Below are 23,919 nucleotides of genomic sequence, written 5' to 3'. Positions count from 1 at the left end.
CCGGGGGAAGCTCTGGCGAGTTTAGCCTGAGTGGCGCGGTCGGATAAGGGGTTGGTGGCTTTTTGACTTCAGTTTTGCAACGTTCGTCTGGGGGCTCATCGCGGGGCAAGCCCGCTCCCACGGGGTGAGGGCGGGCTTGGTTAAATCAGGCTGGCTGCGGGGTCTTTAGGATGGTCAGAAGCAGCTGGACGCTTTCGGCGGCATCGTTGCCCAGGCTGGTGAGGTAGCCACCATCAGGCTGGTCGGTGAGCTCTTTGTCGTACAGGCGCTGGGCGGCGGCGATCAGGGCCGGGGAGGCGCTGCTGCCAACCTTGATGCCTTCCTGGTGGCTGTCCAGGTTGAACAGGGCAAGCACTTCCAGTTCGGCGATCAGTTCCGGGGTGAAGGACATGGGCAACTCCTGACTTCGAAACAAGGATGGAAGTCAGGAGTGTAGTCAGGCTTATTCGATGTCGCCTTGATCCGCCTCAGGTGGCAGCTCCGGCAGGGCGCGCAGGGCGGTTTCGTACCACTCGGTATCGAACGGGCGATCTTCGTCGAGCATGGCGTCGATCTCGATGGCCAGCACGTGGGCCATGAGGTTGAGGATGTCTTCACGCTCGTAGCCGACCAGTGTCAGCTTGTTGAAAGTGGCCTTGGCGGCCGGCGGCTCGCCGCTTTCGATCTGGTTCTCGATCGCCTGGGTCAGGGTGGCCTCGGCGAAGTCTTCTTCATCATTGCTGTCGATGTCTTGGGGTTCGCTCATGGCGGTGCTCCTGTGGTAAGGCGCACAGTGTGCCACGCCTGCGCTGGCAATGCCCGGCCATCAGCGCCGGGCATGGCACTGGCCAAGGGTGGGCAAGGGAGCTATAACAGCCGGGCCAACCCCATACGGCCTTGGAGGCTGTCTCAATGCTCAAGCTTCATGGATTCGCGGTCAGCAACTACTACAACATGGTCAAGCTGGCCTTGCTGGAGAAAGGCGTGCCCTTCGAAGAGGTGCCGTTCTTCGGCGGCCAGTTGCCTCAAGCCCTGGCCATCAGCCCCCGTGGCAAGGTGCCGGTGCTGCAGACCGAGCACGGTTTCATCAGCGAGACCGGCGTCATCCTCGACTACATCGAGCAGACCCAGCCGGGCAAGGCGCTGCTGCCGGCCGATGCCTTCGGGCAGGCCAAGGTGCGCGAGCTGCTGCGGGAAATCGAGCTGTATATCGAGCTGCCAGCGCGTACCTGCTACGCCGAGGCGTTCTTCGGCGCGGCGGTGGAGCCGCTGATCAAGGAGCGGGCGCGGGTGGATCTGCTGGCGGGCTTTGCCACCCTCAGGCGCAATGGCAGGTTCGCGCCTTATGTGGCCGGTGAGCAGCTGACCATCGCCGACCTGATGTTCTGTTTCTCGGTCGACCTGGCCTGCGCGGTGGGCAAGAAGGTGCTGAACATCGACTTCCTGGCGGATTTCCCGGAAGCGAAGGCGCTGTTGCAGTTGTTGGGCGAGAACCCGCACATGGCGCGGATCGTGGCGGACAAGGACGCGGCGATGCCGGCATTCCTCGAAATGATCAAGAACAAGCGCTAACGCTGTAAACAATCGCGGGGCAAGTCGGGCCGCCGCATCGCCGCTCCCACGAGCCTTGTCCAGGCCTTGTGGGAGTGGCGATGCGGCGGCCCGACTTGCCCCGCGAGTGCGTTGTCAGCGCGAAGCCAGCAGTGCCTGGCCGCGAGCCACTGCCGCGCGCACCTGGGCCGGCGCGGTGCCGCCGATGTGGTTGCGGGCGTTGACCGAACCTTCCAGGGTCAGCACGGCAAACACGTCCTGCTCGATCTGGTCGCTGAACTGGCGCAGCTCTTCCAGGCTCATCTCGGCCAGGTCCTTGCCGGTGTCGACGCCATGTTTCACCGCGTGGCCGACGATCTCGTGGCAGTCACGGAAGGGCAGGCCGCGGCGCACCAGGTAGTCGGCGAGGTCCGTGGCGGTGGAGAAGCCGCGCAGGGCCGCTTCGCGCATGATCGCGTGCTTGGGCTTGATCGCCGGGATCATGTCGGCGAAGGCGCGCAGCGAGTCGCGCAGGGTGTCGGCGGCGTCGAACAGCGGCTCTTTATCTTCCTGGTTGTCCTTGTTGTAGGCCAGCGGCTGGCCTTTCATCAGGGTCAGCAGGCCGGTCAGGGCGCCGAACACGCGGCCGCTCTTGCCACGTACCAGCTCGGGTACGTCCGGGTTCTTCTTCTGCGGCATGATCGAGCTGCCGGTGCAGAAGCGGTCGGGCAGGTCGATGAACTGGAACTGCGCGCTGGTCCACAGCACCAGCTCTTCGGAGAAGCGCGACAGGTGCATCATCGCGATGCTCGCGGCGGCGCAGAATTCGATGGCGAAGTCGCGGTCCGAGACGCCGTCCAGCGAGTTGCCGGCCACGGCTTCGAAGCCCAGCAACTTGCAGGTCAGCTCGCGGTCGATCGGGTAGGTGGTGCCGGCCAGCGCGGCGCTGCCCAGGGGCATGCGGTTGGCGCGCTTGCGGCAGTCGACCAGGCGCTCGTAGTCGCGGCTGAGCATTTCGAACCAGGCCAGCAGGTGGTGGCCGAAGGTCACCGGCTGGGCGGTCTGCAGGTGGGTGAAGCCGGGCATGATGGTCTCGGCTTCACGCTCGGCCTGTTCCAGCAGGCCCTTTTGCAGGCGGGTGATCTCGGCCAGGATCAGGTCGATCTCGTCACGCAGCCACAGGCGGATGTCGGTGGCCACCTGGTCGTTGCGGCTGCGGCCAGTGTGCAGCTTCTTGCCGGTGATGCCGATGCGGTCGGTCAGGCGCGCCTCGATGTTCATGTGCACGTCTTCCAGGTCGACGCGCCAGTCGAAGGTGCCGGCCTCGATCTCGCCCTGGATGGTCTTCAGGCCATCGATGATGGTGTCGCGCTCGGCGTCGCTGAGTACGCCGACCTGCGCCAGCATGGTGGCGTGGGCGATCGAACCCATGATGTCGTGGCGGTACAGGCGCTTGTCGAAATCGACCGAGGCGGTGAAACGGGCGACGAAGGCGTCGACGGGCTCACTGAAGCGGCCGCCCCAGGACTGATTGGTCTTGTCGGTGCTCATGGATTCACTCGTTGAAGGCGTGAACGGAAAAGTGGCGCCGATCATAGCAGGGTTGCGCCCGCCGCCGCAGGGCGCTGGTCGCGAGAATCGTCCGGTAACAAGGGGGTGCGGCATATTCAACGATTGAACGGCAGTGTTCCACGGAGCGTCTACAGTTGGACAAAGGGCTGGCGGTGAATCTGCCAGGCCAGTGAATCTTTGGCCTTCGCACCGGTCTGTAGCGTGACCGCGTTTCGGTCGCCCCACACTTGTCTACGCTATACCCGTGCGAGACTCACTCAGGAATCCAGCGCAATTATGAATGTCCTGATCGTTGATGATGAACCCCAGGCCCGCGAGCGCCTGAGCCGGCTGCTTGGCGAGCTGGAGGGTTACACCGTGATGGAGCCCAGCGCCACCAACGGCGAGGAGGCCCTGACCCTGATCGAAAGCCTCAAGCCCGACGTGGTGGTGCTGGACATCGGCATGCCGGGCCTCGATGGCCTGCAGGTCGCCGCCCGGCTCTGCGAGCGCGAGTCGCCGCCGGCGGTGGTGTTCTGCACCGGCGACGACGAATACGGCAGCGAAGCCTTCAGGGACAGCACTTTGAGCCATGTCGAGAAGCCCATCCAGCCCCAGGCGCTGCGTGACGCCTTGCGTCGGGCTGAAAAACCCAACCGCGCCCAGCTGGCGGCGTTGACCCGCCCCGCAGGCGATACCGGCGGCGGCCCACGCAGCCATATCAGTGCCCGCACGCGCAAGGGCATCGAGTTGATCCCTATTCCCCAGGTCATCTATTTCATCGCCGACCACAAGTACGTCACCTTGCGCCACGAGGCAGGCGAAGTGCTGCTCGACGAACCCCTCAAGGCCCTGGAAGACGAGTTCGGCGAGCGGTTTGTGCGTATTCACCGCAACGCGCTGGTTGCCCGTGAGCGCATCGAACGGTTGCAGCGCACGCCGCTGGGGCATTTCCAGCTCTACCTGAAGGGGCTAGAGGGCGATGCCCTGACCGTCAGCCGTCGGCATGTGGCCGGGGTGCGCAAGATGATGCAGTCCTTGCACTGAATACCCTTCGACAGCGTGAGAGCGGCCTTGCCCCGCGATAAGGTGCATTTCCCACCATCGCAATCGCGGGTCAAGCCCGTTCCCACGTGGCGCTTTGCTGATCTGAATCTGCGGGCACACCCGGAGGAGCTGTTATCATCGACGGCATTTCTCTGGTTCGGGGCGTTTCATGTCCACTCGCGAAATCCGCATTGCCACCCGTAAAAGTGCCTTGGCCCTGTGGCAGGCCGAATATGTAAAAGCCCGCCTGGAGCAGGCGCACCCGGGTCTCGTCGTAACCCTGGTGCCCATGGTCAGCCGCGGCGACAAGCTGCTCGACGCGCCGCTGGCGAAGATCGGCGGCAAGGGCCTGTTCGTCAAGGAGCTGGAAACCGCCCTGCTCGACAACGAAGCCGACATCGCCGTGCATTCGATGAAAGACGTGCCCATGGACTTCCCCGAAGGCCTGGGCCTGTACTGCATCTGCGAGCGCGAAGACCCGCGCGATGCCTTTGTTTCCAATACCTTTGCAAGCCTCGAGGCACTGCCGGCCGGCAGTGTTGTCGGCACTTCGAGCCTGCGCCGCCAGGCGCAACTGCTGGCGCGTCGGCCCGATCTTCAGATCCGCTTCCTGCGCGGCAACGTCAATACGCGCCTGGCCAAGCTCGATGCCGGCGAATACGACGCCATCATCCTCGCCGCCGCCGGCCTGATCCGCCTCGGCTTCGAGGACCGCATTACCGCCTCCATCAGTGTCGATGACAGCCTGCCGGCTGGTGGCCAGGGCGCGGTGGGGATCGAGTGCCGTAGCGCTGATACCGAGATTCATGCCTTGCTGGCGCCGCTGCACCATGCCGACACCGCTGACCGGGTGGTGGCCGAGCGTTCCCTGAACAAGCGCCTCAATGGTGGCTGCCAGGTGCCGATCGCCTGCTACGCGGTGCTTGAAGGCGAACAGCTGTGGCTGCGTGGCCTGGTTGGCCAGCCCTCCGGTGGCACCTTGCTGGTGGCCGAAGCCCGCGCTGCGCGCGTGGATGCCGAGGCCTTGGGCATACAGGTCGCCGAAGACCTGCTGGGGCAGGGTGCCGAGGCGATCCTCAAGGAAGTCTACGGCGAGGCCGGCCACCCGTGAGCCCCTGGCGCCTGCTGCTGACCCGCCCTGAAGAGGACTGTGCGGCACTGGCGCAGACGCTGGCCGACGCGGGTATCGCCAGCGCCAGCCTGCCTTTGCTGGTGATCGAGGCGCTCGCGCCGGACCCGGCGCAGATGCAGCGCCTGCGGACGATCGCCGGGGCTCAGGCCATCATCGTGGTCAGCAAGCCGGCGGCCCGCCTGCTGCTGGAGCAGCTCGCCCAAGCGGGAGTGAAGCCGCCTTCCGCAGGTTGGTTCACGGTAGGTGAGGCGACGGCGCGAATTCTTCAGGAACATGGGCTGCAAGTGGCCTTTCCAGCGGCCGGTGACGACAGCGAGGCCTTGCTCGGGCTGCCCGCCTTGCGCGAGGCTATTGCTGAGTCACCGAGGCCTCGCGTCCTGATCGTGCGCGGCGTCGGAGGTCGTGAACTGCTGGCCGAGCGTCTTGCCGAGCAAGGTGCTAGTGTCGATTATCTGGAATTGTATCGCCGCTGCCTGCCCGACTACCCTGCCGGAACCCTCGCCCGACGCATCGATGGGGAACGCCTCAATGGCCTGGTGGTCAGCAGTGGGCAGGGGCTGGAACACTTGCATCGACTCGCGGGTGCGCACTGGCCGCGGTTTTCCCGATTGCCGCTGTTCGTGCCCAGCCCACGGGTCGCTGAACAGGCCCGCGCACTCGGGGCGCTGGATATTGTGGATTGCCGTGGCGCCAGCGCCGCGGCCTTGCTGGCAGCCGTGCAGCGAACCGCTGCGCCTGCCTCTTAAGGCGCTAAGCTAGAGAGCGATGCGCCACCATGCAAAGGATGGATACGTGAGCGAAACTGTCTTGTCCAACACCGAACAGCCCGTGGCGTCCGAGGCGCCGGAATCCGCCACCGCCAAGCCCGCCCGACGCTCCGGCAACGGCCTGGCGCTGCTGGCCCTGCTACTGGGCGCCGCAGGCGTCGCGGTCGGCGGCTGGGGCGTCTGGCAGGTTCGCCAGCTGCAAGGCAGCGAACAAGGCCAGGGCGAACACCTGCAAGCCCTCAACCAGCGCGCCGACGCGCTGCAGCAGCGCGAGCAGCAGCTCAGCGCGCAGCTGGCCAGCCTGCCGGCAGCCAGCGAACTGGAAGATCGCCGTCGCCTTGTAGCGCAACTGCAGGGCGACCAGCAGCGCCTGAGCCAGCGCGTGGAGACCGTACTGGGCGAAAGCCGCAAGGAATGGCGCCTGGCCGAGGCCGAGCACTTGCTGCGCCTGGCGACCCTGCGCCTGTCGGCGTTGCAGGACATCACCAGTGCCAAGGCGTTGGTCGAGGGCGCCGATGAAATTCTTCGTGAGCAGAGCGACCCGGGCGCCTTCGCTGCCCGCGAGCAGTTGGCACGTAGCCTGGCGACGCTTTCCAGCACCCAGCAGCCGGACCGTACCGGCCTGTTCCTCAAGCTCGCCGCGCAGCGTGAGATGGTCCAGCAGCTCAGCGCCCAGTCGCCCGAGTTCGACAGCCAGGCCGACGCCATGGGGGCCCTGACCGCCGATGGCGACGGCGCCAGCCGCTGGTCACAGTGGTGGGCGGAAATGTCCAAGTACTTCCAGATCGAGTTCAATGCCGACGACAACGTTCGCCCGCTGCTGTCCGGCCAGTCGCTCAACCAGCTGCGCCTGGCCCTGAGCCTGACCATCGAACAGGCGCAATGGGCGGCGCTCAATGGCGAAGCCAAGGTCTACACCCAGGCCCTGGACGATGCGCGCAGTGTGTTGCTGGCCAACTTCAACCCGGACAATCCGCAGAGCAAGGCGATGCTCGACAACCTCAACCAGCTGGCCGACCAGCCGGTGTCGGTGGTCACGCCTGACCTGAGCGAGAGCCTGGCTGCGGTGCAGGCCTATATCCAGCGTCGCCACCTGCCGGCCACCACGGAAGGGGCCAAGCCATGAAGCGCGTCTACCTGCTGGCAGTGTTGGCGATCGTCATTGCCGCGGCGCTGGGTATCGCGATCGCCAAGCACAGCGGCTACGTGCTGATCGCCTACGGCGGCTTCCGCTATCAGTCGGGGCTGTGGGCGGCACTGGGCGCGCTGGTCGGGATCGTCCTGCTGTTGCTGCTGGCGCGTTACCTGGTCGGGCTGGTGCTGACGTCCTCCGGGGTGGTCAACCCCTGGTCGCGGCGCAACCGCAGCCGCCGCAAGCGCATTGCCATCGAGCAGGGGCAGCTGGACCTGGCCGAGGGGCGCTGGGCAAGTGCCCAACGCCACCTGCAGCGTGCCGCCGAATCCGATCGCCAGCCACTGCTCTACTACCTCGGCGCCGCCCGTGCCGCCAACGAACTGGGCCGGGTCGAGGAGCGTGACCAGTTGCTCGAGCGCGCCCTGGAGCGCCAACCCCAGGCAGAGCTTGCCGTGGCCCTGACCCATGCCCAACTGCAGATGGACCGCGGCGAAAGCGACGGGGCGCTGGAGGCCCTGCAGGCCATGCAGGAGCGCCATCCGCACAATGCGCAGGTGCTGCGCCTGCTGCACCGCCTGCACCTGGAGCGTGGTGACTGGCCGGCGCTGATCCGCCTGCTGCCTGACCTGCGCAAGCACAAGGTGCTGCCAGCGGCCGAACTGGCCGACCTGGAGCAACGTGCCTGGGGCCAGAACCTGGGCCTGGCGGCGACCCGTGACGAGGACCCGCAGACGGCGCGCCAGGCGCTCGAGCGCGCCTGGCAGCAGTTGACCAACGCCCAGCGCCAGGAGCCGCAACTGGTGTCGGCCTATGCCGAGCAGCTGCGCCAAATCGGCGCCCAGGGTGAAGCCGAGCAGGTGTTGCGCGGCGCGCTCAAGCGTAGCTACGAAAGCCATCTCGCCCGCTTGTATGGGCTGGTGCGCGGCGATGATCCTGGGCGCCAGTTGCAGACGGCCGAAGGCTGGCTGAAGGAGCATCCGCAGGACCCTAGTCTGTTGCTTACCCTAGGGCGCCTGAGCCTGCAGAATCGCCTGTGGGGCAAGGCCCGTGACTACCTGGAGAGCAGCCTGCGCATGGAGCGCAATCCAGAGGCTTGCGCGGAGCTGGCGCGGCTTCTGGCCGGCCTTGGCGAGACCGAGCGCAGCAACCAGCTGTTCCAGGAAGGCTTGGGGCTGCTGGATGAACGTCTGCTGGCGTTGCCGTTGCCGGAGGGGGTTCGGGCCTGAAGGGGCCTGGGCTCGCCCCACGCAGAGCTCATTGCCCTCGTGGGGCCGTGCCTGGCACCGGTTTTGTTGCCTTGGCATGCGTAAATGGCGGGCGCTGAACTTTCCTTCGTCCGTGTCGGAATGTTCCCACTTTCTACGAAAATGATTCCCTATCCATTCAGCGACTTGTCTGCGCTGTAGCGACTTGATACAAAGCGCCCCTTTCCTCTACCGTTTCAAACCACATCTCCTCTTTTCGGATCACCTTCGCCCATGTCGCTGGCCTGCCTGCGCAGCTTTTTCTTTCCCGCCTTTCTGGCCGCCGTCGCTGTGCTGGTGGCGTCGTTTCGCCTCGAGAACTTGGTCGGCCTTGACCCTTGCGCGCTGTGCTTCAGCCAGCGCCTGATGCTGGGGCTCTATGCGCTGGCTTGCCTGGGTGCGGTCGTCCACGCCGGTCAGCAGCGATTGCATGCCCGGTTGGCCTTGGGGTTCTCGGTTGCCGGCGCCTTGCTCGCCGGTCGACATGTCTGGTTGCAGGCCGAGCCGTTGCCGCTCAGCGGTTGTCATCTGCCGCTGGCGCACCTGATGGAGCGTCCCTGGGGCGAGATCCTGCGAACCTTCCTGCTGGGCAGCCCGGAATGCGTGTCGATCAACTGGAGCTTTCTCGACCTGACCCTGCCTGAATGGAGCCTGCTGGCGTTCCTGTTGCTGGCCGCGCAACCACTGTCGTGGCTGGTGGTGTATCGATTGCGCCACGGCGCGGTGGCTTGATCCAGCGCAACGAGCCGGGGATTGCGCGACCAGTGGTGGCCGGCAGAGGGATTAAACGCTTGTATGAACTTAGTCTGCTGCGTACCTTGATGGGCAGGTCGCGCGGGAATAATCTCCCAGCACGCATACCGAAAATACAACTGCTCGATGCCGTTTGCTGATGTCACCTTTGTGCCACGGTGTTGTGTCGCGAGGTGCAGCGGCATCTACCCAGAAGGGAAGAGATCGCCATGCTCGATAGTTGCCAGAACGCCCAGGAACGCTGGGGCGGTGTTCACAAGCTGATCGACCGTTGGCTGGAGGAGCGCGAGGAACTGGTGCAAGCCTTCCGCGCCCTGCGCGATGCCAAGCCGGCGTTTGCCGACAAGCACCACAACGGTGGGTTCTGCGAAATTCTTGTCGACTATGTGTCGGCGTGGCACTTCGAAGTCTGTGAGCAACTCATCAGCGAGGCCAAGGCGTTCGGTGACGAGCGTGCACTGGAACTGGCCGAGGAAATCAACCCGCGGATCAATGACATTTCACAGATCGCCTTGGCGTTCAACGACCGCTGCGCCGAGGGTGAGTGTACCGACACCGAACGCTTCGCCGAAAAGCTGGCCAAGCTGGGCAGCCTGCTGCACGAGCGCTTCGAACTGGAGGATTGCCTGATCGAGGTGTTGCACAACGCCCACAAGCAAGAAGACGCGGTGCAGGCCTGATTCAGTCGGCCACGTCCAGCAGTTCGATCTCGAACACCAGTGGGGTATAGGGTGCGATCAGGTCACCCGCACCGTCGGCGCCGTAGGCTTGCGCCGACGGGATCACCAGGCGCCATTTGGCCCCGACTTTCATTCGTGGCAGCGCCACCTGCCAGCCCTCGATCACCGAATCCAGCTTGAACCACTGAGGTTGCAGGTTCTGGTCGAACACCGTGCCATCCGGCAGCTTGCCCACATACCGTACTTGCACGCGTCCATTGGTCTTGGGCTGCGCACCGCTGCCGCTGGCCAGTTCGCTGTAGAGAACGCCCTCGGGCAACTCACGTACTCCGGCCTTGGCCCGCTCACCCGCGATAAAGCGTTTTTCGGCCTCCACCAGCTTGTCCACCTGGGCCTGCTCTGCGGCGGCGTTGGCTTGTGTTTCGTGCTGTTCGAGGATGACCTGCATGCGTGACTTGGCAATCCGTGGCGGCTCGCCCTGGTAGGCCTGGCGCAGCCCTTCGACCAGTGCGTCGAGCTGCAGGCCGGGCACTTCCTGACGCAACCGCTCACCGAGGCTGCTGCCCAGGCTATAGGCCAGGTCGCTGTCGTTGACGGGGGCGGTCTCGGCATTGGCCAGGGAGAGCGGCGTCACCAGGCACAGGCCGAGAATCAGATAACGAGGCATGGAGGTCTCCTGCGGCAATGAGCGCGAAGTATGCCAGCGTTGTTGGCCAGAGATGTGTAAATATCGGCACTGCACTAATGGGCAACTACACTTGTTTCCAGCTGCAAGACAACAACTTTGCCCAGGCATGCAACGCGGCGCTACCGAGACTGTCAACATGCCCTAGCGGCGGTAGCAGCAGAAGCATAGTATGAGCCGCACTCTCGTCAGCCAGGAGGTAAACCATGTCGGCCAAAAAGAAGCCAGTAAGTACGCCGTTGCACCTGCTCCAGCAACTTTCGGGCAGCCTGCTCGAACATTTGGAAGATGCCTGCTCCCAAGCGCTGGCGGATGCCGAGAAACTCTTGGCCAAGTTGGAAAAACAACGTGGCAAGGCCCAGGAAAAACTCCACAACGCCCGCCTGAAGTTGCAGGACGCCGCCAAGGCCGGTAAAGCCAAGGCACAAGGCAAGGCACAAAAAGCTGCTGGCGAACTTGAAGACTTGCTCGATTCGCTCAAGGATCGCCAGGCGCAGACCCGTACTTATATCCAGCAACTCAAGCGTGATGCCCAGGAGAGCCTGAAGCTGGCCCAGGGTGTCGGCAAGGTGCGAGAGGCGGCCGCCAAGGCCCTGGGCGCACGTACGGCAACACCGAAAGCTGCCGCCAAGCCCGCTGCAACCAAAGCCCCGGTCAAGGCTGCTGCCAAGCCGGCAACCCGTCCAACGGCCAAGCCTGCTGCTGCCAAGGCAGCGACCAAGACTGCCGCCGCCAAGGCTCCGGCGAAGACTGCCGCCGCTAAACCGGCTGCCAAGCCAGCGGCCAGGCCCGCTGCCGCCAAGGTTCCGGCGAAGACTGCCGCGGCCAAACCGGCTGCCAAGCCAGCGGCCAAGCCTGCTGCCGCCAAGGCTCCGGCGAAGACTGCCGCCGCCAAACCGGCTGCCAAGCCAGCGGCCAAGCCTGCTGCTGCCAAGGCTCCGGCGAAGACTGCTGCCGCCAAGCCAGCGACCAAGCCTGCTGCCGCCAAGGCCCCGGCGAAGCCTGCCACCGCCAAGCCAGTGGCCAAGCCTGCTGCTGCCAAAGCCGCCCCGAAGCCGGCAGCCAAACCTGCAGCCAGACCGGCCGCCGCCAAAGCCCCGGCCAAACCTGCCGCCAGCAAACCCGCCGAAAGCAAGCCTGCCACTCCGGCCGCCAGCGCCACTCCGGCGCCAGTGACCGGCGGCACCGCGCCTGCGGCCACCGGCACTCCGACTCAGTCGCCGACTTCGGCGTCCTGAAGCCCACGGGCCGCGGCGCGCAGCTGATGCAGCGCGTCGTGGTCCCGGGCCTGGTCCGGCGCCAGCCGGGCCAGCCAGTCCGGCGCCGCGCCCGCTTGTGCCGGCCACTCACGCGTCAACGCCTCCAGGCGTTCCAGCAAGGTGCGTTCAGCCTGCAGTTCCAGGGCTTTCACCTGCTCACGCATCACGCTCAGTTGCGGGTCGGCCAGCGCGTGTTCGCGCCATTGCCGGCGCAGGGCGCGTAGCGGCGCCACAACGTCGCGCTGCCAGGGCCGGGCCAGCGCCTGCAGGGTGGCAATCCGTTGTTCGTCGGGGGCTATGCCGCGGGCCTGTAGCCAGGTGCCGCAAAGCAGCAGGCAGACATCGCCGCCCAGTTCCTGGAGGGCCAGGCAAGCTGCCTCGACACCCGGCCGGGCATACAGGGCCAGGGCATGATTCCACAGGTCGGTGTGCATGGTTTCACTCGCGCCAGTGATCGGTGAAGCTGGTAGACTCCGCGACCATCATGATCAGACTATCGAACCTCACTTTACAGCGTGGTCCCCAGCGCCTGCTAGAAGGCGCCGAGATGACCCTGCACACCGGCCACAAGGCCGGCCTGATCGGTGCCAACGGTGCCGGCAAATCCAGCCTGTTCGCCTTGCTGCGCGGCGAGCTGTCGCCCGATGCCGGTGACTGCCAGCTGCCCGGTGACTGGCGCATCGCCCATATGCGCCAGGAGGTCGATACCCTCGACCGTATCGCCGTGGACTATGTCCTCGATGGCGACGTGCGCCTGCGCAAGGTCCAGGCAGAACTGGCCGCCGCCGAACTGGCCCACGATGGCACTGCCCTGGCGCGCCTGCACAGTGAACTGGACAGTGCCGACGGCTACACCGCCGATGCTCGCGCGCGCAAGCTGCTGGCCGGCCTTGGCTTCAGCAACGAGCAGATGGACCGCCGCGTCGGCGACTTCTCAGGTGGCTGGCGGATGCGCCTGAACCTGGCCCAGGCACTGATGTGCCCGTCCGACCTGCTGCTGCTCGACGAGCCGACCAACCACCTGGATCTCGACGCCATCCTCTGGCTGGAGGATTGGCTCAAGGGCTACCCGGGCACGCTGCTGCTGATCTCCCACGACCGCGACTTCCTCGATGCCGTGGTCGACCATGTGCTGCACGTCGAACAGCGCAAGCTCAATCTCTACAAGGGCGGCTACAGCGCCTTCGAGCGCACCCGCGCCGAACGCCTGGCGCAGCAGCAGCAGGCCTACGAGAAGCAGCAGGCGCAGCGCGCGCACATGGAAAAGTACATCGCCCGCTTCAAGGCCCAGGCCACCAAGGCCCGCCAGGCGCAGAGCCGGATCAAGGCCCTGGAGCGCATGGAGGAGCTGTCGGCGGCCCACGTCGACTCGCCCTTCGACTTCGTTTTCCGTGAGTCCGAGAAGATCTCCAGCCCCTTGCTCGACCTGTCCGAAGGCCGTCTGGGCTATGGCGACAAGGCCATCCTCGAGAAGGTCAAGCTGCAGCTGGCGCCGGGTGCGCGCATCGGTCTGCTCGGCCCCAACGGCGCGGGCAAGTCGACCCTGATCAAGAACCTCGCCGGTGAGCTGCAGCCATTGTCCGGGCGCCTGGTGCGTGGCGAAAACCTCGCCGTCGGCTACTTCGCCCAGCACCAGCTCGACTCGCTGGACGACAAGGCCAGCCCGCTGCTGCACCTGCAGCGCATTGCCCCGGGTGAGCGCGAGCAGACCCTGCGTGACTTCCTTGGTGGTTTCGACTTCCATGGCAACCGTGTCGACGAACCGGTGGTGAACTTCTCCGGTGGCGAAAAGGCCCGCCTGGCCCTGGCGTTGATCGCCTGGGAGCGGCCGAACCTGTTGCTGCTCGACGAGCCGACCAACCACCTGGACCTCGAGATGCGTCTGGCGCTGACCATGGCGCTGCAGGAATTCGCGGGTGCCGTGGTGGTGGTCTCCCACGACCGTCACCTGCTCAAGAGCACCACCAACGACTTCCTGCTGGTGGCCGACGGCAAGGTCGATACCTTCGACGGCGACCTCGACGACTACAGCCGCTGGCTGGTCGAGTTCCGCCAGCGCAACGCGCCGGTGAGCAGCACGCCGGCCAACCCGGACAAGACCGACAAGAAAGCCCAGCGCCAGGCGGCCGCGGCGCTGCGCCAGCAGTTGGCGCCGCACAAGAAGGCGGCCGACAAGCTGGAGACCGAGCTCAACCAGGTGCACAAGGACCTGGCCGAGGTCGAGACCGCCCTGGGCGACGGTGGCGTGTACGAGGCCGCGCGCAAGGACGAACTGCGCGACCTGCTGGCGCGCCAGACCAAGCTCAAGCAACGCGAAGGCGAGCTTGAGGAGGCCTGGATGGAGGCCCTGGAAACCCTTGAAAGCATGCAGGCCGAACTCGAGGCGCTGTCCTGATGGAGGAGCTGCGCTCGCTGTTACCGGGGCAGTGGATGGACTCGATGTGGCTGGGATTGCAGATTCTGCTGATCCTGATCGCCGCGTTCGTCCTGCAGCGCATGGTCGCTCGCGGGTTGAGAAGCCTGGGCGAACGCTACCCGTTGCCGCACGAGCTGATGGTGCCGGTGCGCGGCGCCTTGCGCTGGCTGATCATGGGCAGCGCGCTGTTGTTCGTGCTCGAGCGCCTGGGTGTATCGGCCACGGTGCTGTGGACCGCGCTGTCGGGCTTCGTCGCGGTGGCGGCGGTGGCGTTCTTCGCTATCTGGAGCGTGCTGTCCAACCTGCTGTGCGCGGTGTTGATCTTCACCGTCGGGCCGTTTCGTATCGGCGATGTGGTCGAGCTGGTCGATACCCTCGACAAACCGGGGGTGAAGGGCCGGGTGATCGCCATCAACCTGCTGTACACCACGCTGATGGAAACGCCGGAAGCGGGTGGCGCACTGGTGCAGGTGCCCAACAGCCAGTTCTTCCAGAAAGCCGTGCGCCGTTGGCGTGGCGCCGAGGCCACCACTGCGGTCAAGCCGGAATCGATCGAAACCGACTGAAGCCGCAGAATTTACTGGTTATTTTTTCGCCAGCACCGTAGCTTAACGATTTGTAACAAATGTTCGAGCGAGGTGTGCGATGTCGATGGAAACGTGGTTGGCCTTCTTTGCCGCGTGCTGGGTGATCAGCCTGTCGCCGGGTGCCGGGGCGATCGCCTCGATGTCCAGCGGGCTGCAGTACGGTTTCTGGCGTGGTTACTGGAACGCCCTGGGCCTGCAACTGGGCCTGATCGTGCAGATCGCCGTCATCGCTGCCGGTGTCGGCGCCATCCTCGCCGCTTCCGCCACGGCCTTCCAGGTCATCAAATGGTTCGGTGTCGCCTACCTGGTCTACCTCGCCTACAAGCAATGGCAAGCCCTGCCGATGGACATGAGCGACGAGTCCGGCGTGCGGCCTATCGGCAAGCCGCTGAGCCTGGTGTTCCGTGGCTTCCTGGTCAACGTCAGCAACCCCAAGGCGCTGGTGTTCATGCTCGCGGTGCTGCCGCAGTTCATCAACCCGCACGAGGCGTTGCTGCCCCAGTACGTGGCGATCACCGTGACCATGATCAGCGTCGACATGCTGGTGATGGCGGGTTACACCGGCCTGGCTTCGCGGGTGCTGCGCCTGTTGCGTACGCCGAAGCAGCAGAAGCGCCTGAACCGTACCTTTGCCGGACTGTTCATTGGCGCGGCGACGTTCCTGGCGACGCTGCGCCGCGCGCCGATCTGATTTGATCATCGCGGGGCCAGCTCGCTCCCACGGTTCTGGGAGCGGGCTGGCCCCGCGATTGCTTTTCAGCGCTGACGATCCACCAGCCCCTTTAGCAGATCCATCGGCATCGGAAACACGATGGTCGAGCTCTTGTCGCCGGCAATCGAGCCCAGCGTCTGCATGTAGCGCAGTTGCATAGCCCCCGGCTCCTTGCCCAGCATCTGCGCCGCCTGCATGAGTTTCTCCGACGCCTGCAACTCACCTTCGGCATGGATCACCTTGGCCCGTCGCTCACGCTCGGCCTCGGCCTGGCGGGCGATGGCGCGGATCATCGATTCGTTCAGGTCGACGTGCTTGATCTCGACGTTGGCCACCTTGATGCCCCAGGCGTCGGTCTGCGCGTCCAGCACTTCGCGGATATCCGAGTTCAACTGTTCGCGCTCGGCCAGCAGTTCGTCCAACTCGTGCTTGCCGAGCACCGCCCGCAGTGTGGTCTGGGCCAGCTGGCTGGTGGCGGCGAGGAAGTCCTCGACCTGGATGATCGCCTTCTGTGGGTCGAGCACGCGAAAGTACAGCACGGCGTTGACCTTGACCGAGACGTTGTCGCGGGTGATCACGTCCTGGGGCGGCACATCGAGCACCACGGTACGCAGGTCGACGCGCACCATCTGCTGGATCCCCGGAATCAGGATGATCAGGCCCGGGCCCTTGACCTGCCAGAAACGCCCGAGCTGGAACACCACGCCGCGCTCGTACTCGCGCAGGATGCGCAGCGCCGACAGCAGCAGTATGGCCAGCAGCACCAGTACGGCGCTGAAACCGAATTGCATGAACATCGTCTACTCTCCTTGCGCCGTGGGCGCAGTGGCGCTGACCTCCAGGGTCACGCCATGACGGGCCGTCACCCGCACGTGCTGGCCAGGTTGCAGTGGTGTCGCACACTGCACCTGCCACTGTTCGCCCTGGGCCTGTACCGAACCGCAGAACGGGTTGTCGGTGCGCACCTGCGTCACCGTGACCAGGCTGCCCACCAGCCCGGCATCGCCGCTGACCAGGGCGCGCCGGCGCGCTTTCACCGCCATGCCCAGCACGCCGCCGAGCAACAGCGCCGAGAGCACTGCCAGGCTGATGATCAGCGCCAGCGGAATGCCGAAGCCGGGGGCGTCGGTGTCCATCAGGATCACCGCCCCGACGACGAAGGCGACGATGCCGCCGAAGCCGACCACGCCGAAGCTGGGCAGGAACGCCTCGGCGACCATGAACGCCACCCCGAGCAGAATCAACGCCACCCCGGCATGGCTCACCGGCAGCAGTTGCAGGGCATACAGCGCCAGCAGCAGGCAGATGCCGCCGACCACGCCGCCGACCCCGGAGCCCGGGTTCATGAATTCGAACAGCAGGCCGTACACGCCGATCATGATCATGATCAGCGCCACGCTGGGGTTGGTGATCACCGCCAGCAGGCGGGTGCGCCAGTCCGGCAGGTGTTCGGTCACACTGGCCTCATGGGTGCGCAGTTGCACGGTCTGGCCTGCGACGAGCAGTGACTTGCCATCGAGCTGGCGCAGCAGGTCGGGGAGGTCAGCGGCGACCAGGTCGATTACCTGCAAGCGCTGGGCTTCGCTGGCCGACAGGCTGACGGCCTCGCGCACGGCCTTCTCCGCCCAGTCGGCGTTGCGCCCGCGCAGCTGGGCCAGGCCACGGATGTAGGCGGCGGCGTCATTGACCTGTTTGCGTGCCAGTGTGCCTTCTTCGCTGTTCGTGGCGGGTTGTTCAGCTTTGCCGGGAGCGCCGACCTGGACTGGCGTCGCGGCGCCGAGGTTGGTCCCTGGGGCCATGGCCGCGATATGGCTGGCGTAGAGGATGTAAGTGCCGGCGCTGGCTGCCCTGGCCCCACCCGGGGCGACGTAGGTGGCCACCGGCACGGGGCTTGCCAGGATCGCCTTGATGATCTGGCGCATGGCGCTGTCCAGCCCACCGGGGGTATCGAGGCGGATCACCACCAGTTGCGCGCCTTGTGCCTGCGCCTGGTCCAGCCCACGCAGCAGGTAGTCGGCGCTGGCCGGGCCGATGGCATCATCGACGCTCAACAGCCATACATTTGCGCCAGGCGCGCTCTGGCCACCCGGCGCGAAGCCGAGGATCAACAGCAACAGCAGCATGCGCCAGCGCTGGGCGATCACCTGTCGTCACCTCATGCAGACCTGTCCTTGAAGTTTAGCCGTGCCTGCCGGGCCACGGCCTAAACTTGAGGGTGGGGGCAAAACCGGAGGTGCATCATGCGTATGGCCAAGACCCTTCAGCAGCGCCTGGACCAGGCCAACTGCGACTACGACATCATTCCCCATCCCCATTCGGCCACCAGCCTTGAGTCGGCGCGCACGGCCGGCGTACCCGCCGAGCGGGTCGCCAAGTCAGTGATGCTTGATGACCGCCATGGCAACTTCATCATGGCCGTGCTGCCGGCCAACCGGCATCTGGACATGACCGAGGTGCGCATGACCGGGGCCTGGCAGCTGACCCGCGAAAGCAACCTGCCGAGCCTGTTCGGCGATTGCGAGCGCGGCGCCATCCCGGCCCTGGGCGACGCCTACAACATTCCCATGCTGCTCGACCGGAGTCTTACCCGCCAGGGCGATGTCTACCTCGAGGCAGGTGACCACGATCATCTGATCCACATGAGCATGGAGCAATACTTGAAGCTGGTGCCGCACGCCGAAGTGCGCGAACTGAGCTGATGCTCGCAACCAACGCCGGGTTGGCGTCGTGGACGACCCGCCCGGCCCGAGGAGGAATCATGGAAGCACCGAACCATCCATTTGCCGACTTGTTCAAGCAACTGGGGCTGGCGGACGATGCCACCAGCATCGACCAGTTCATTACCACTCATTCGCCGTTGAAGAATGAGATCAAGCTGGTGGACGCACCGTTCTGGACCGAGGCGCAAAGAACCTTTTTGAAGGAAAGCATCATAGAGGACGCCGATTGGGCGGTACCCTTCGACCAACTCAACGAAGCGCTGCGTCGCCCCCGCAAATAAAGCGCCGAGCGGCACCTGATGGGTGGATCGGGCCGTTGCTATGCTCAGGTAAAACAAGAGGGGATGGCGCAATGAAAGATCCCTACGCACCAGGATTCTGGTGCACCGTGACGATCCTGGGCACCCTGACCGTCGGCTACTTCTACGGTATCCGGCACACCCACCAGATGAACCAGGCCGTGCAGTTTCTCTATGCCGCCGCCGCCGTTACCGCGGCGGTGGCGCTCTGCGGCCTGGCCTGGATCGCCTGGCAGCATTTGCACCTGAACAAGCGTGAGGTGGCCCAGGGGCGAACGTTACTGACCATCTGGAACACCAAGGTCGCCCTGCGCCGGGTCGAGACGGTGTTCGACCGCTACTTCTGGGGCAGCTACTGGCACTCCGGGCGCACCTTCGAGGAGGTGATGGGCGAGCTCAAGGGCACACCGCTGGAGCAGAGCCTCGACGCCCTCAAGCGCCAGTGCCGGGAACTCGACCGCGAGGTGCACGACCACCACCATCACTGGCTGGCCAATGCCCGCGACTTGTCCAGCGTGGCCACGGCGATGGCCCGCGAGCGCTATCAGCTGGATCTGTGCGATGCCCCGGTGCGCGAGGGCGGCAATACCGCCGTGCTCAATCGCGATCTGGAAGTGCTGGTGTACACCTGGTCGGCGCGCCTGCGCAGCTTCGACCATCAACTGGACGAGCTGGAGCGCGCTTACCACTGAGCGGGATCATTCGCCGCGGATGTATTGCTCAAGCTGCAGGATCAGGTTGGCCTGCTCGGCGATGGTTTCCTTCACCAGGTCGCCAATCGACAAAAGTCCCAGCAGCTTGCCGTTATCCACAACGGGCAGGTGGCGCAGATGGCGGTTGGTCATCAGGTTCATGCAGTACTCGAGGTTCTGCTTGGGCTCCACGGTGACCACCGGCGAACTCATGATTTCCCGTACCGGCGTGGCAGCCGACGAGCGTCCCTTGAGTACCAGTTTGCGGGCATAGTCGCGCTCGCTGACGATGCCTACGACCTGATCGTTTTCCATCACCGGCAATGCACCGACGTTCTTTTCCGCCAGCAGCTTCAAGGCATCCAGCACCGAGTCATCAGGGCCTATGGTGTAGACGGTCTGATGCTGGGACTTGGCTTTGAGGATTTGTTCGACGTTCTTCATACGGGCCTCGGTGGGTGAAAAAGCGCGGTGTCGGAGTAAATAAAGCATCCGGCACGGCGCTCTGCACGGCAATGCAGGAAACGGCATCGAGGTGATTGAAAAACGTCATCGCGGCAAGGGGCTGCTGCGCAGCCCCGAGTGGGTCATCAAAGCTTCGGCATCTGCCCGATCCGCGCCACCATCTCGCTGACGATCTGCAGGTCGAGCATGAACTGCTCCACGGTCTTGAACTCGTTGTCGTTGTGCCCGGTGTACTTCACATCCGGCATGGCCAGGCCGAACTGCACGCCGTTGGGCAGGTCGTGCACCGAGGTGGCGCCAGCGGAGGTGCCGTACTCGTGCTTCATGCCCAGGTTCTCGCTGGCCACGGCCAGCAGGGCCTTGACCCACTCGCCTTCGGGGTTGCGGTACATCGGCTCGTCCATGCTGTAGTCGAAGGCCACCTTGGTCTGGCTCTTGGCAACCCAGCTGTCGAGCTTGCCGGAGATCTCACCCTTGAGGGTGTCGAGCGACTTGCCTTTGGGAATACGCAGGTTCACCGCCAGCTTCAGCGCCTTGTCATCCAGGCCGACGAAGGTCAGCGAGGTGGTCAGCGGGCCCATGAAGTTGTCCTTGAAGCCCACGCCAAGCTTGTTGCCCAGGTAGTCCAGGCCCCAGTTGTCGGCGGCGTAGCGGGCGGCGTCGGTGATGTGGTTGTGCTTGAGCGGCACCTCCTTGCCCAGGCCATTGAGGAAGTCGAGCATGCGCGCCACCGGGTTGACCCCGGACTCGGGCTCGGAGGAGTGCGCCGACACGCCGGTCACGGTCAGCAGCACCTGCTTGCCGTCGACCTTGGCGTCGATGCTGAAGTCACCGCCATGGCGCTTGACGTAGGCCGCGCCGGCTTTTTCCAGGGCCTTGGCCAGCTCGGCCGGCTTGTCGCCGGTCAATGTCGCCACCGAGCTGCCGGGTATCTGGTTGGTGGCCAGGCCGCCGGTGAGGTTGATCACCTCGGCGCCTTTGCCATCACCGGCACGCTTGGCGAAGGTGGCCATGACGGTGCCATAGCCCTTCTCGGCGATCACCACCGGGTAGCCGCCGTCCAGCGCGAGGTTGTAGTCGGGGGTGGCGTTGCGTTCGAAGTAGTAGGGGATGGCATCACCGGTGGTTTCCTCGGTGGTGTCCACCAGCAGCTTGAACTGGCGCGCCAGCGGCAGCTTTTCGTCCTTGGCTACTTTCAGCGCGTAGAGCGCCACGACGATGCCGTTCTTGTCGTCCTCAGTGCCGCGGCCGTACATGCGGTCGCCCACCAGGGTGACCTTGAACGGGTCGAGCTTGGTGCCGTCCTTGAGCTTCCAGTTTTCCGGTGTGACAGGCACCACGTCGGCATGGGCGTGGATGCCGATGACTTCCTTGCCCTCGCCGAGTGTGATCTCGTAGACGCGGTTGTCGATATTGCGGAACTGCAGGCCGAAGCCCTCGGCCAGGGCCTTGATCTTGTCGGCGATCTTGAGGAACTCCGGGTTTTCGTGCTGTGGCACGCCCTCTTTGCGAACGGTCGGGATCTCCACCAGCTCGCGCAGGGTCTCCTTGGCGGCCTTGCCGTACTTGATGCGGGTGTACAGGCCCAGCAGGCGGTTGATCTCGTCCTGTTGCTCGGCAGCCAGGGGCTTGCCGGCCAGGTACAGCTTGAGGGTGTCGTCCAGCTTGTCGGCCTTGGCCAGGTCGCTGCCGGCCAGCTTGCCGAGGAACTGCTTGAAGTCGGCCGGATCGCTGCCGTCGTAGGCCTTGATGATGGCGGCGGACTGCTGCTGGGAGAGGTTGGCCTGGGCCGGGATCGAGAACATGGCCACGCTGGCCAGCAGGAGCGATGCGGCGGATAGCTTGGTAAATGGCATGGGTGTGCGCATTCCTTTGCAAGGGGTGGAGGGTGACCGTTTACGCAAACGGAAGATGCCCACGCTATCACCAATGGCTACTGGCGCGGGAGAGGTGGCAATGTGCATTTCCGCACAAACGTACAAGCTTTCATCTACGGCGCGGCCTGCAGCTTTATGACAAAAATGCGTATCATTAGCGTTTTTTGCAATAACCCGTTCTACGAGAGAAGGATCCTCATGTTCACGTCTTACCTTGCACCCCTGGCCGGGGTGCTGGCCGTCACCCTTGCCTGCATCACGCCCGCCCAGGCCCGGGACGATGGCACCGACCACTCTGTCACCCTGGAAAAGGTCGTGCAGACCTTCACCGTGCAGGCCGACGGCAGCTTCCAGGTGGCGGTCGAGTCGATCTCGCGCATCAACGAAGAGCGGGCCATCCAGGCCAAGGCCCAGCAGCCGCTGAGCTACAACCGCTCGTACGAAACCCTGGAGGTCGACGAAGCCTTCACCCAGAAGCCCGATGGGCGCAAGGTGATGGTCGATGCCTCGCAGATCAAGGAGCAGCAGGAGCAGGCGTCCACCTACGCGCCAATGTTCCAGGACTCCCGGGTCAAGGTGGTGATCTTCCCGGAAGTCGCCGTCGGCGATCGCCTGGTGCTGCGTTACAAGCGCCATCGCAACACAGCGCTGTTCCCCGGCCACTTCGAGGACCTCACCGGCCCGGATTTCCACCCCGTGGAGCAGTTCTCGCTGATCTACGACCTGCCGGCGGATCTGCCGCTGTACGCTGATGCCCGTGGCTTCAAGGCGTCCTCGCCCAAGGCCGGCAAGGGCCGCAAGGTCTACCGCTGGGACTTCGTGCCCGCAGACAGGGCCAGGATCGAGGCGAGCGCCGTGTCCTACCTGGACTACGGCCAGTACCTCGCGGTGTCGACCTTCAAGGATTACGCAGGGCTTGCCGCCAGCTACCAGGCGCGCGCCGGCGTGGAAGTGACGCCGGCCATCGCCGCACTGGCCGAGCAGTTGACGGCGAACCTGCCCGATGCCCGGGCCAAGGCGCTCAAGCTCAGCGACTGGGTACGTGAGAACATCCGCTACGTAGCGGTCTATGTCGGTGCCGGCGGGGTGGTTCCGCATTCGGCGCAGAGCGTGCTGGACAACCGCTATGGCGACTGCAAGGACCATGTCGCCCTGCTCGAGGCGTTGCTCAAGGCCGCGGCCATCGAAAGCTCGCCTGCCCTGATCAACCTCGGCAATGCCTACCACCTGCCCAAGGTGCCGACCCTGGGCGTGCTCAACCATGTGTTGACCTACGTACCGAGCCTGGACCTGTACCTGGACTCGACCGACCCGTCGGTGGCCGCCGGCTACCTGCCGCTGATGGATCTGGACAAGACGACGCTGCTGACCGCCTCGGGCGAATTCGGCAAGACCCCGGCCTCGCAGTTCGGCAAGCAGGTCGGTGAGATGCTGTTCAAGGTCAAGGGCACGGGCGCCGCGGACTTCACCGGCGCTTCGACGATCGAGGGTTGGGCCAGCGAGGTCAACCGCTATGGCGCCAAGTCGATGAAACCGGCAGATCTCGACCGTATGGTCGAGCAGGTGCTCAATGCCTACGGGCAGCGGGGCAGCGGCAAGATCCTGATCCAGCCATCGGTGGCGCCGGAGCACTTCCACAGCCAGGTCCAGGGCCATACCGAGAACCTGGTGAACCTGCCAGGGCCAGTGGGGCTTCCAGCACTGAGCAGCCTGGTCGGTGGCATCTCGCAGATGGTCTATGGTTTTGCCGCCGAAAACGAACGCACCCAGGGCTTCGTCTGCATTTCCAACGAAACGGTGGAGAAGTCGCGCTTCGAGTTCCCTGCCGAAGTCACCGTCCTGGCGACGCCCAAGGCCGTTGCCGTGAAGGAAGGCAGCTTCGACTACAGTGCCCGTTACACGCGCGATGGCAATGCCGTGGTGGTCGAGCGGCGCATGCAGTTCAAGCATCCGAAGGCGGTGTGCACGCCTGAAGAGTTCAAGGCGATGAAGCCAGTCATTGAAACCATGGTCAGGGACCTGCAAGGCCAGATCATCGTGCAGGGCTGAGGCCCGGAAACGCAAAAGCCCCGCCAGAGCGATCTGAGCGGGGCTTTTGTTTGCCGCCATCGGTGAAAACACACGGGTGGCAGCGCGAAGTCATGGCGCACTCGGCGGGATTCGAACCCACGACCCCTGCCTTCGGAGGGCAGTACTCTATCCAGCTGAGCTACGAGTGCAACGGGGCGCATGATACCCATCTGCGTTGGTGGCGTCCATCGCCTTGATATGAGGGTGTTTTTCCAAAGCTACCCATCGCGGGTCAAGCCCGCCCCCACGCAGTAGCACCGTCAATCTATTCATATGCAATATCGGTATTTCTCATAGCCGACTTATGCCCGTTATCTTC

Annotated in this window: 25 protein-coding genes and 1 tRNA gene; 16 read left to right on the top strand and 10 right to left on the bottom strand. The window is 64.8% G+C overall.

Translation table 11 applies throughout. The features are described 5' to 3' along the window. Positions 1–145: 145 nt before the first annotated feature. Both ACZ9C1_RS17980 and ACZ9C1_RS17975 read right to left on the bottom strand, forming a co-directional pair. Positions 146–391, bottom strand: coding sequence for a TIGR02647 family protein (locus ACZ9C1_RS17980; RefSeq protein ID WP_110697049.1), 246 nt, complete (start codon positions 389–391; stop codon positions 146–148). Positions 392–442: 51 nt separating this feature from the next. Then, positions 443–745, bottom strand: coding sequence for a hypothetical protein (locus tag ACZ9C1_RS17975; protein WP_046853681.1), 303 nt, complete (start codon positions 743–745; stop codon positions 443–445). A gap of 146 nt (positions 746–891) precedes the next feature. On the opposite strand from ACZ9C1_RS17975, the gene ACZ9C1_RS17970 reads away from it, so the two are divergent. Further along, positions 892–1,551, top strand: coding sequence for a glutathione S-transferase (locus ACZ9C1_RS17970; protein ID WP_476254237.1), 660 nt, complete (start codon positions 892–894; stop codon positions 1,549–1,551). Between the two features lie 114 nt (positions 1,552–1,665). Here ACZ9C1_RS17970 and argH read toward each other — a convergent pair whose 3' ends face one another. Continuing rightward, entirely contained in the window at positions 1,666–3,060 is a 1,395-nt protein-coding gene (argH, locus tag ACZ9C1_RS17965) for an argininosuccinate lyase (protein WP_102683522.1), read from the bottom strand. Between the two features lie 297 nt (positions 3,061–3,357). On the opposite strand from argH, the gene ACZ9C1_RS17960 reads away from it, so the two are divergent. The 7 genes from ACZ9C1_RS17960 to rsd all read left to right on the top strand — a co-directional run bounded on the left by ACZ9C1_RS17960 (position 3,358) and on the right by rsd (position 9,818). Next, positions 3,358–4,107 (top strand): LytR/AlgR family response regulator transcription factor, encoded by a 750-nt coding sequence (locus ACZ9C1_RS17960; RefSeq protein WP_102683521.1) that lies wholly within the window; start codon positions 3,358–3,360, stop codon positions 4,105–4,107. 169 nt (positions 4,108–4,276) lie between these two features. After that, the gene (hemC, locus tag ACZ9C1_RS17955) at positions 4,277–5,218 is read left to right on the top strand and encodes a hydroxymethylbilane synthase (RefSeq protein ID WP_476254236.1); all 942 of its coding nucleotides are present in this window, start codon (positions 4,277–4,279) and stop codon (positions 5,216–5,218) included. After that, positions 5,215–5,985 (top strand): uroporphyrinogen-III synthase, encoded by a 771-nt coding sequence (locus tag ACZ9C1_RS17950; protein ID WP_110697080.1) that lies wholly within the window; start codon positions 5,215–5,217, stop codon positions 5,983–5,985. Before hemC ends, ACZ9C1_RS17950 begins: the two co-directional genes overlap by 4 nt. A 46-nt stretch (positions 5,986–6,031) precedes the next feature. Then, entirely contained in the window at positions 6,032–7,132 is a 1,101-nt protein-coding gene (locus tag ACZ9C1_RS17945; RefSeq protein ID WP_457377741.1) for a uroporphyrinogen-III C-methyltransferase, read from the top strand. Further along, positions 7,129–8,367 (top strand): heme biosynthesis protein HemY, encoded by a 1,239-nt coding sequence (locus ACZ9C1_RS17940; protein WP_277502335.1) that lies wholly within the window; start codon positions 7,129–7,131, stop codon positions 8,365–8,367. Before ACZ9C1_RS17945 ends, ACZ9C1_RS17940 begins: the two co-directional genes overlap by 4 nt. Positions 8,368–8,619: 252 nt before the next feature. Further along, on the top strand, positions 8,620–9,117 hold the full coding sequence (locus ACZ9C1_RS17935; RefSeq protein ID WP_457377740.1) for a disulfide bond formation protein B: 498 nt from the start codon (positions 8,620–8,622) through the stop codon (positions 9,115–9,117). Positions 9,118–9,347: 230 nt separating this feature from the next. Then, on the top strand, positions 9,348–9,818 hold the full coding sequence (gene rsd / locus ACZ9C1_RS17930) for a sigma D regulator (protein ID WP_457377739.1): 471 nt from the start codon (positions 9,348–9,350) through the stop codon (positions 9,816–9,818). 1 nt (position 9,819) lies between these two features. On the opposite strand, the gene ACZ9C1_RS17925 is transcribed toward rsd, so the two are convergent. Continuing rightward, a complete protein-coding gene (locus ACZ9C1_RS17925) occupies positions 9,820–10,485 on the bottom strand; it encodes an FKBP-type peptidyl-prolyl cis-trans isomerase (RefSeq protein ID WP_277502333.1) in 666 nt (221 codons plus the stop codon). Between the two features lie 224 nt (positions 10,486–10,709). On the opposite strand from ACZ9C1_RS17925, the gene ACZ9C1_RS17920 reads away from it, so the two are divergent. Beyond that, a complete protein-coding gene (locus tag ACZ9C1_RS17920; protein WP_476254235.1) occupies positions 10,710–11,741 on the top strand; it encodes an AlgP family protein in 1,032 nt (343 codons plus the stop codon). Here the strand turns inward: ACZ9C1_RS17920 and ACZ9C1_RS17915 are convergent. Continuing rightward, the gene (locus ACZ9C1_RS17915; RefSeq protein ID WP_277502331.1) at positions 11,717–12,196 is read right to left on the bottom strand and encodes a TIGR02444 family protein; all 480 of its coding nucleotides are present in this window, start codon (positions 12,194–12,196) and stop codon (positions 11,717–11,719) included. The two genes, ACZ9C1_RS17920 and ACZ9C1_RS17915, sit on opposite strands and share 25 nt — an antisense overlap. A 50-nt stretch (positions 12,197–12,246) precedes the next feature. Here ACZ9C1_RS17915 and ACZ9C1_RS17910 point away from each other — a divergent pair, with 50 nt between their 5' ends. The 3 genes from ACZ9C1_RS17910 (at position 12,247) to ACZ9C1_RS17900 (ending at position 15,456) form a co-directional block, all read left to right on the top strand. Beyond that, positions 12,247–14,157, top strand: a complete 1,911-nt coding sequence (locus tag ACZ9C1_RS17910) for an ATP-binding cassette domain-containing protein (RefSeq protein ID WP_367857589.1) — start codon at positions 12,247–12,249, stop codon at positions 14,155–14,157. Beyond that, positions 14,157–14,744 (top strand): mechanosensitive ion channel family protein, encoded by a 588-nt coding sequence (locus tag ACZ9C1_RS17905; RefSeq protein WP_110697093.1) that lies wholly within the window; start codon positions 14,157–14,159, stop codon positions 14,742–14,744. Before ACZ9C1_RS17910 ends, ACZ9C1_RS17905 begins: the two co-directional genes overlap by 1 nt. A gap of 79 nt (positions 14,745–14,823) precedes the next feature. Further along, on the top strand, positions 14,824–15,456 hold the full coding sequence (locus tag ACZ9C1_RS17900) for a LysE family transporter (protein WP_110697095.1): 633 nt from the start codon (positions 14,824–14,826) through the stop codon (positions 15,454–15,456). A gap of 65 nt (positions 15,457–15,521) precedes the next feature. On the opposite strand, the gene ACZ9C1_RS17895 is transcribed toward ACZ9C1_RS17900, so the two are convergent. Both ACZ9C1_RS17895 and ACZ9C1_RS17890 read right to left on the bottom strand, forming a co-directional pair. Continuing rightward, positions 15,522–16,274 (bottom strand): slipin family protein, encoded by a 753-nt coding sequence (locus ACZ9C1_RS17895; RefSeq protein ID WP_023630586.1) that lies wholly within the window; start codon positions 16,272–16,274, stop codon positions 15,522–15,524. Positions 16,275–16,277: 3 nt separating this feature from the next. Then, positions 16,278–17,600 carry an NfeD family protein gene (locus ACZ9C1_RS17890; protein WP_476254582.1) on the bottom strand — a complete coding sequence of 441 codons (1,323 nt, stop codon included), beginning with the start codon at positions 17,598–17,600 and terminating at the stop codon, positions 16,278–16,280. A gap of 117 nt (positions 17,601–17,717) precedes the next feature. Between ACZ9C1_RS17890 and ACZ9C1_RS17885 the strand changes: the two genes are divergently transcribed. The 3 genes from ACZ9C1_RS17885 to ACZ9C1_RS17875 all read left to right on the top strand — a co-directional run bounded on the left by ACZ9C1_RS17885 (position 17,718) and on the right by ACZ9C1_RS17875 (position 19,188). Continuing rightward, on the top strand, positions 17,718–18,176 hold the full coding sequence (locus ACZ9C1_RS17885; RefSeq protein WP_023629227.1) for an aminoacyl-tRNA deacylase: 459 nt from the start codon (positions 17,718–17,720) through the stop codon (positions 18,174–18,176). A gap of 59 nt (positions 18,177–18,235) precedes the next feature. Further along, the gene (locus tag ACZ9C1_RS17880) at positions 18,236–18,478 is read left to right on the top strand and encodes a DUF2789 domain-containing protein (protein ID WP_023629226.1); all 243 of its coding nucleotides are present in this window, start codon (positions 18,236–18,238) and stop codon (positions 18,476–18,478) included. 71 nt (positions 18,479–18,549) lie between these two features. After that, positions 18,550–19,188: an NADH:ubiquinone oxidoreductase subunit N gene (locus ACZ9C1_RS17875; RefSeq protein WP_476254234.1), complete on the top strand. Its 639-nt coding sequence runs from the start codon at positions 18,550–18,552 to the stop codon at positions 19,186–19,188. A gap of 6 nt (positions 19,189–19,194) precedes the next feature. Here the strand turns inward: ACZ9C1_RS17875 and ACZ9C1_RS17870 are convergent, their stop codons facing one another. Beyond that, the gene (locus ACZ9C1_RS17870) at positions 19,195–19,632 is read right to left on the bottom strand and encodes a CBS domain-containing protein (RefSeq protein WP_110697101.1); all 438 of its coding nucleotides are present in this window, start codon (positions 19,630–19,632) and stop codon (positions 19,195–19,197) included. Between the two features lie 146 nt (positions 19,633–19,778). Further along, positions 19,779–21,509, bottom strand: coding sequence for a dipeptidase (locus ACZ9C1_RS17865; RefSeq protein ID WP_258701225.1), 1,731 nt, complete (start codon positions 21,507–21,509; stop codon positions 19,779–19,781). A 219-nt stretch (positions 21,510–21,728) separates the two neighbouring features. Between ACZ9C1_RS17865 and ACZ9C1_RS17860 the strand changes: the two genes are divergently transcribed. After that, the gene (locus ACZ9C1_RS17860; protein WP_139674474.1) at positions 21,729–23,579 is read left to right on the top strand and encodes a DUF3857 domain-containing transglutaminase family protein; all 1,851 of its coding nucleotides are present in this window, start codon (positions 21,729–21,731) and stop codon (positions 23,577–23,579) included. A gap of 93 nt (positions 23,580–23,672) precedes the next feature. On the opposite strand, the gene ACZ9C1_RS17855 is transcribed toward ACZ9C1_RS17860, so the two are convergent. Beyond that, positions 23,673–23,749 (bottom strand) — tRNA-Arg (locus ACZ9C1_RS17855). Positions 23,750–23,919: the final 170 nt, after the last annotated feature.

This window comes from Pseudomonas sp. TE21435 (assembly GCF_056279265.1).
This window is presented reverse-complemented; position numbering and strand designations above follow the sequence as displayed.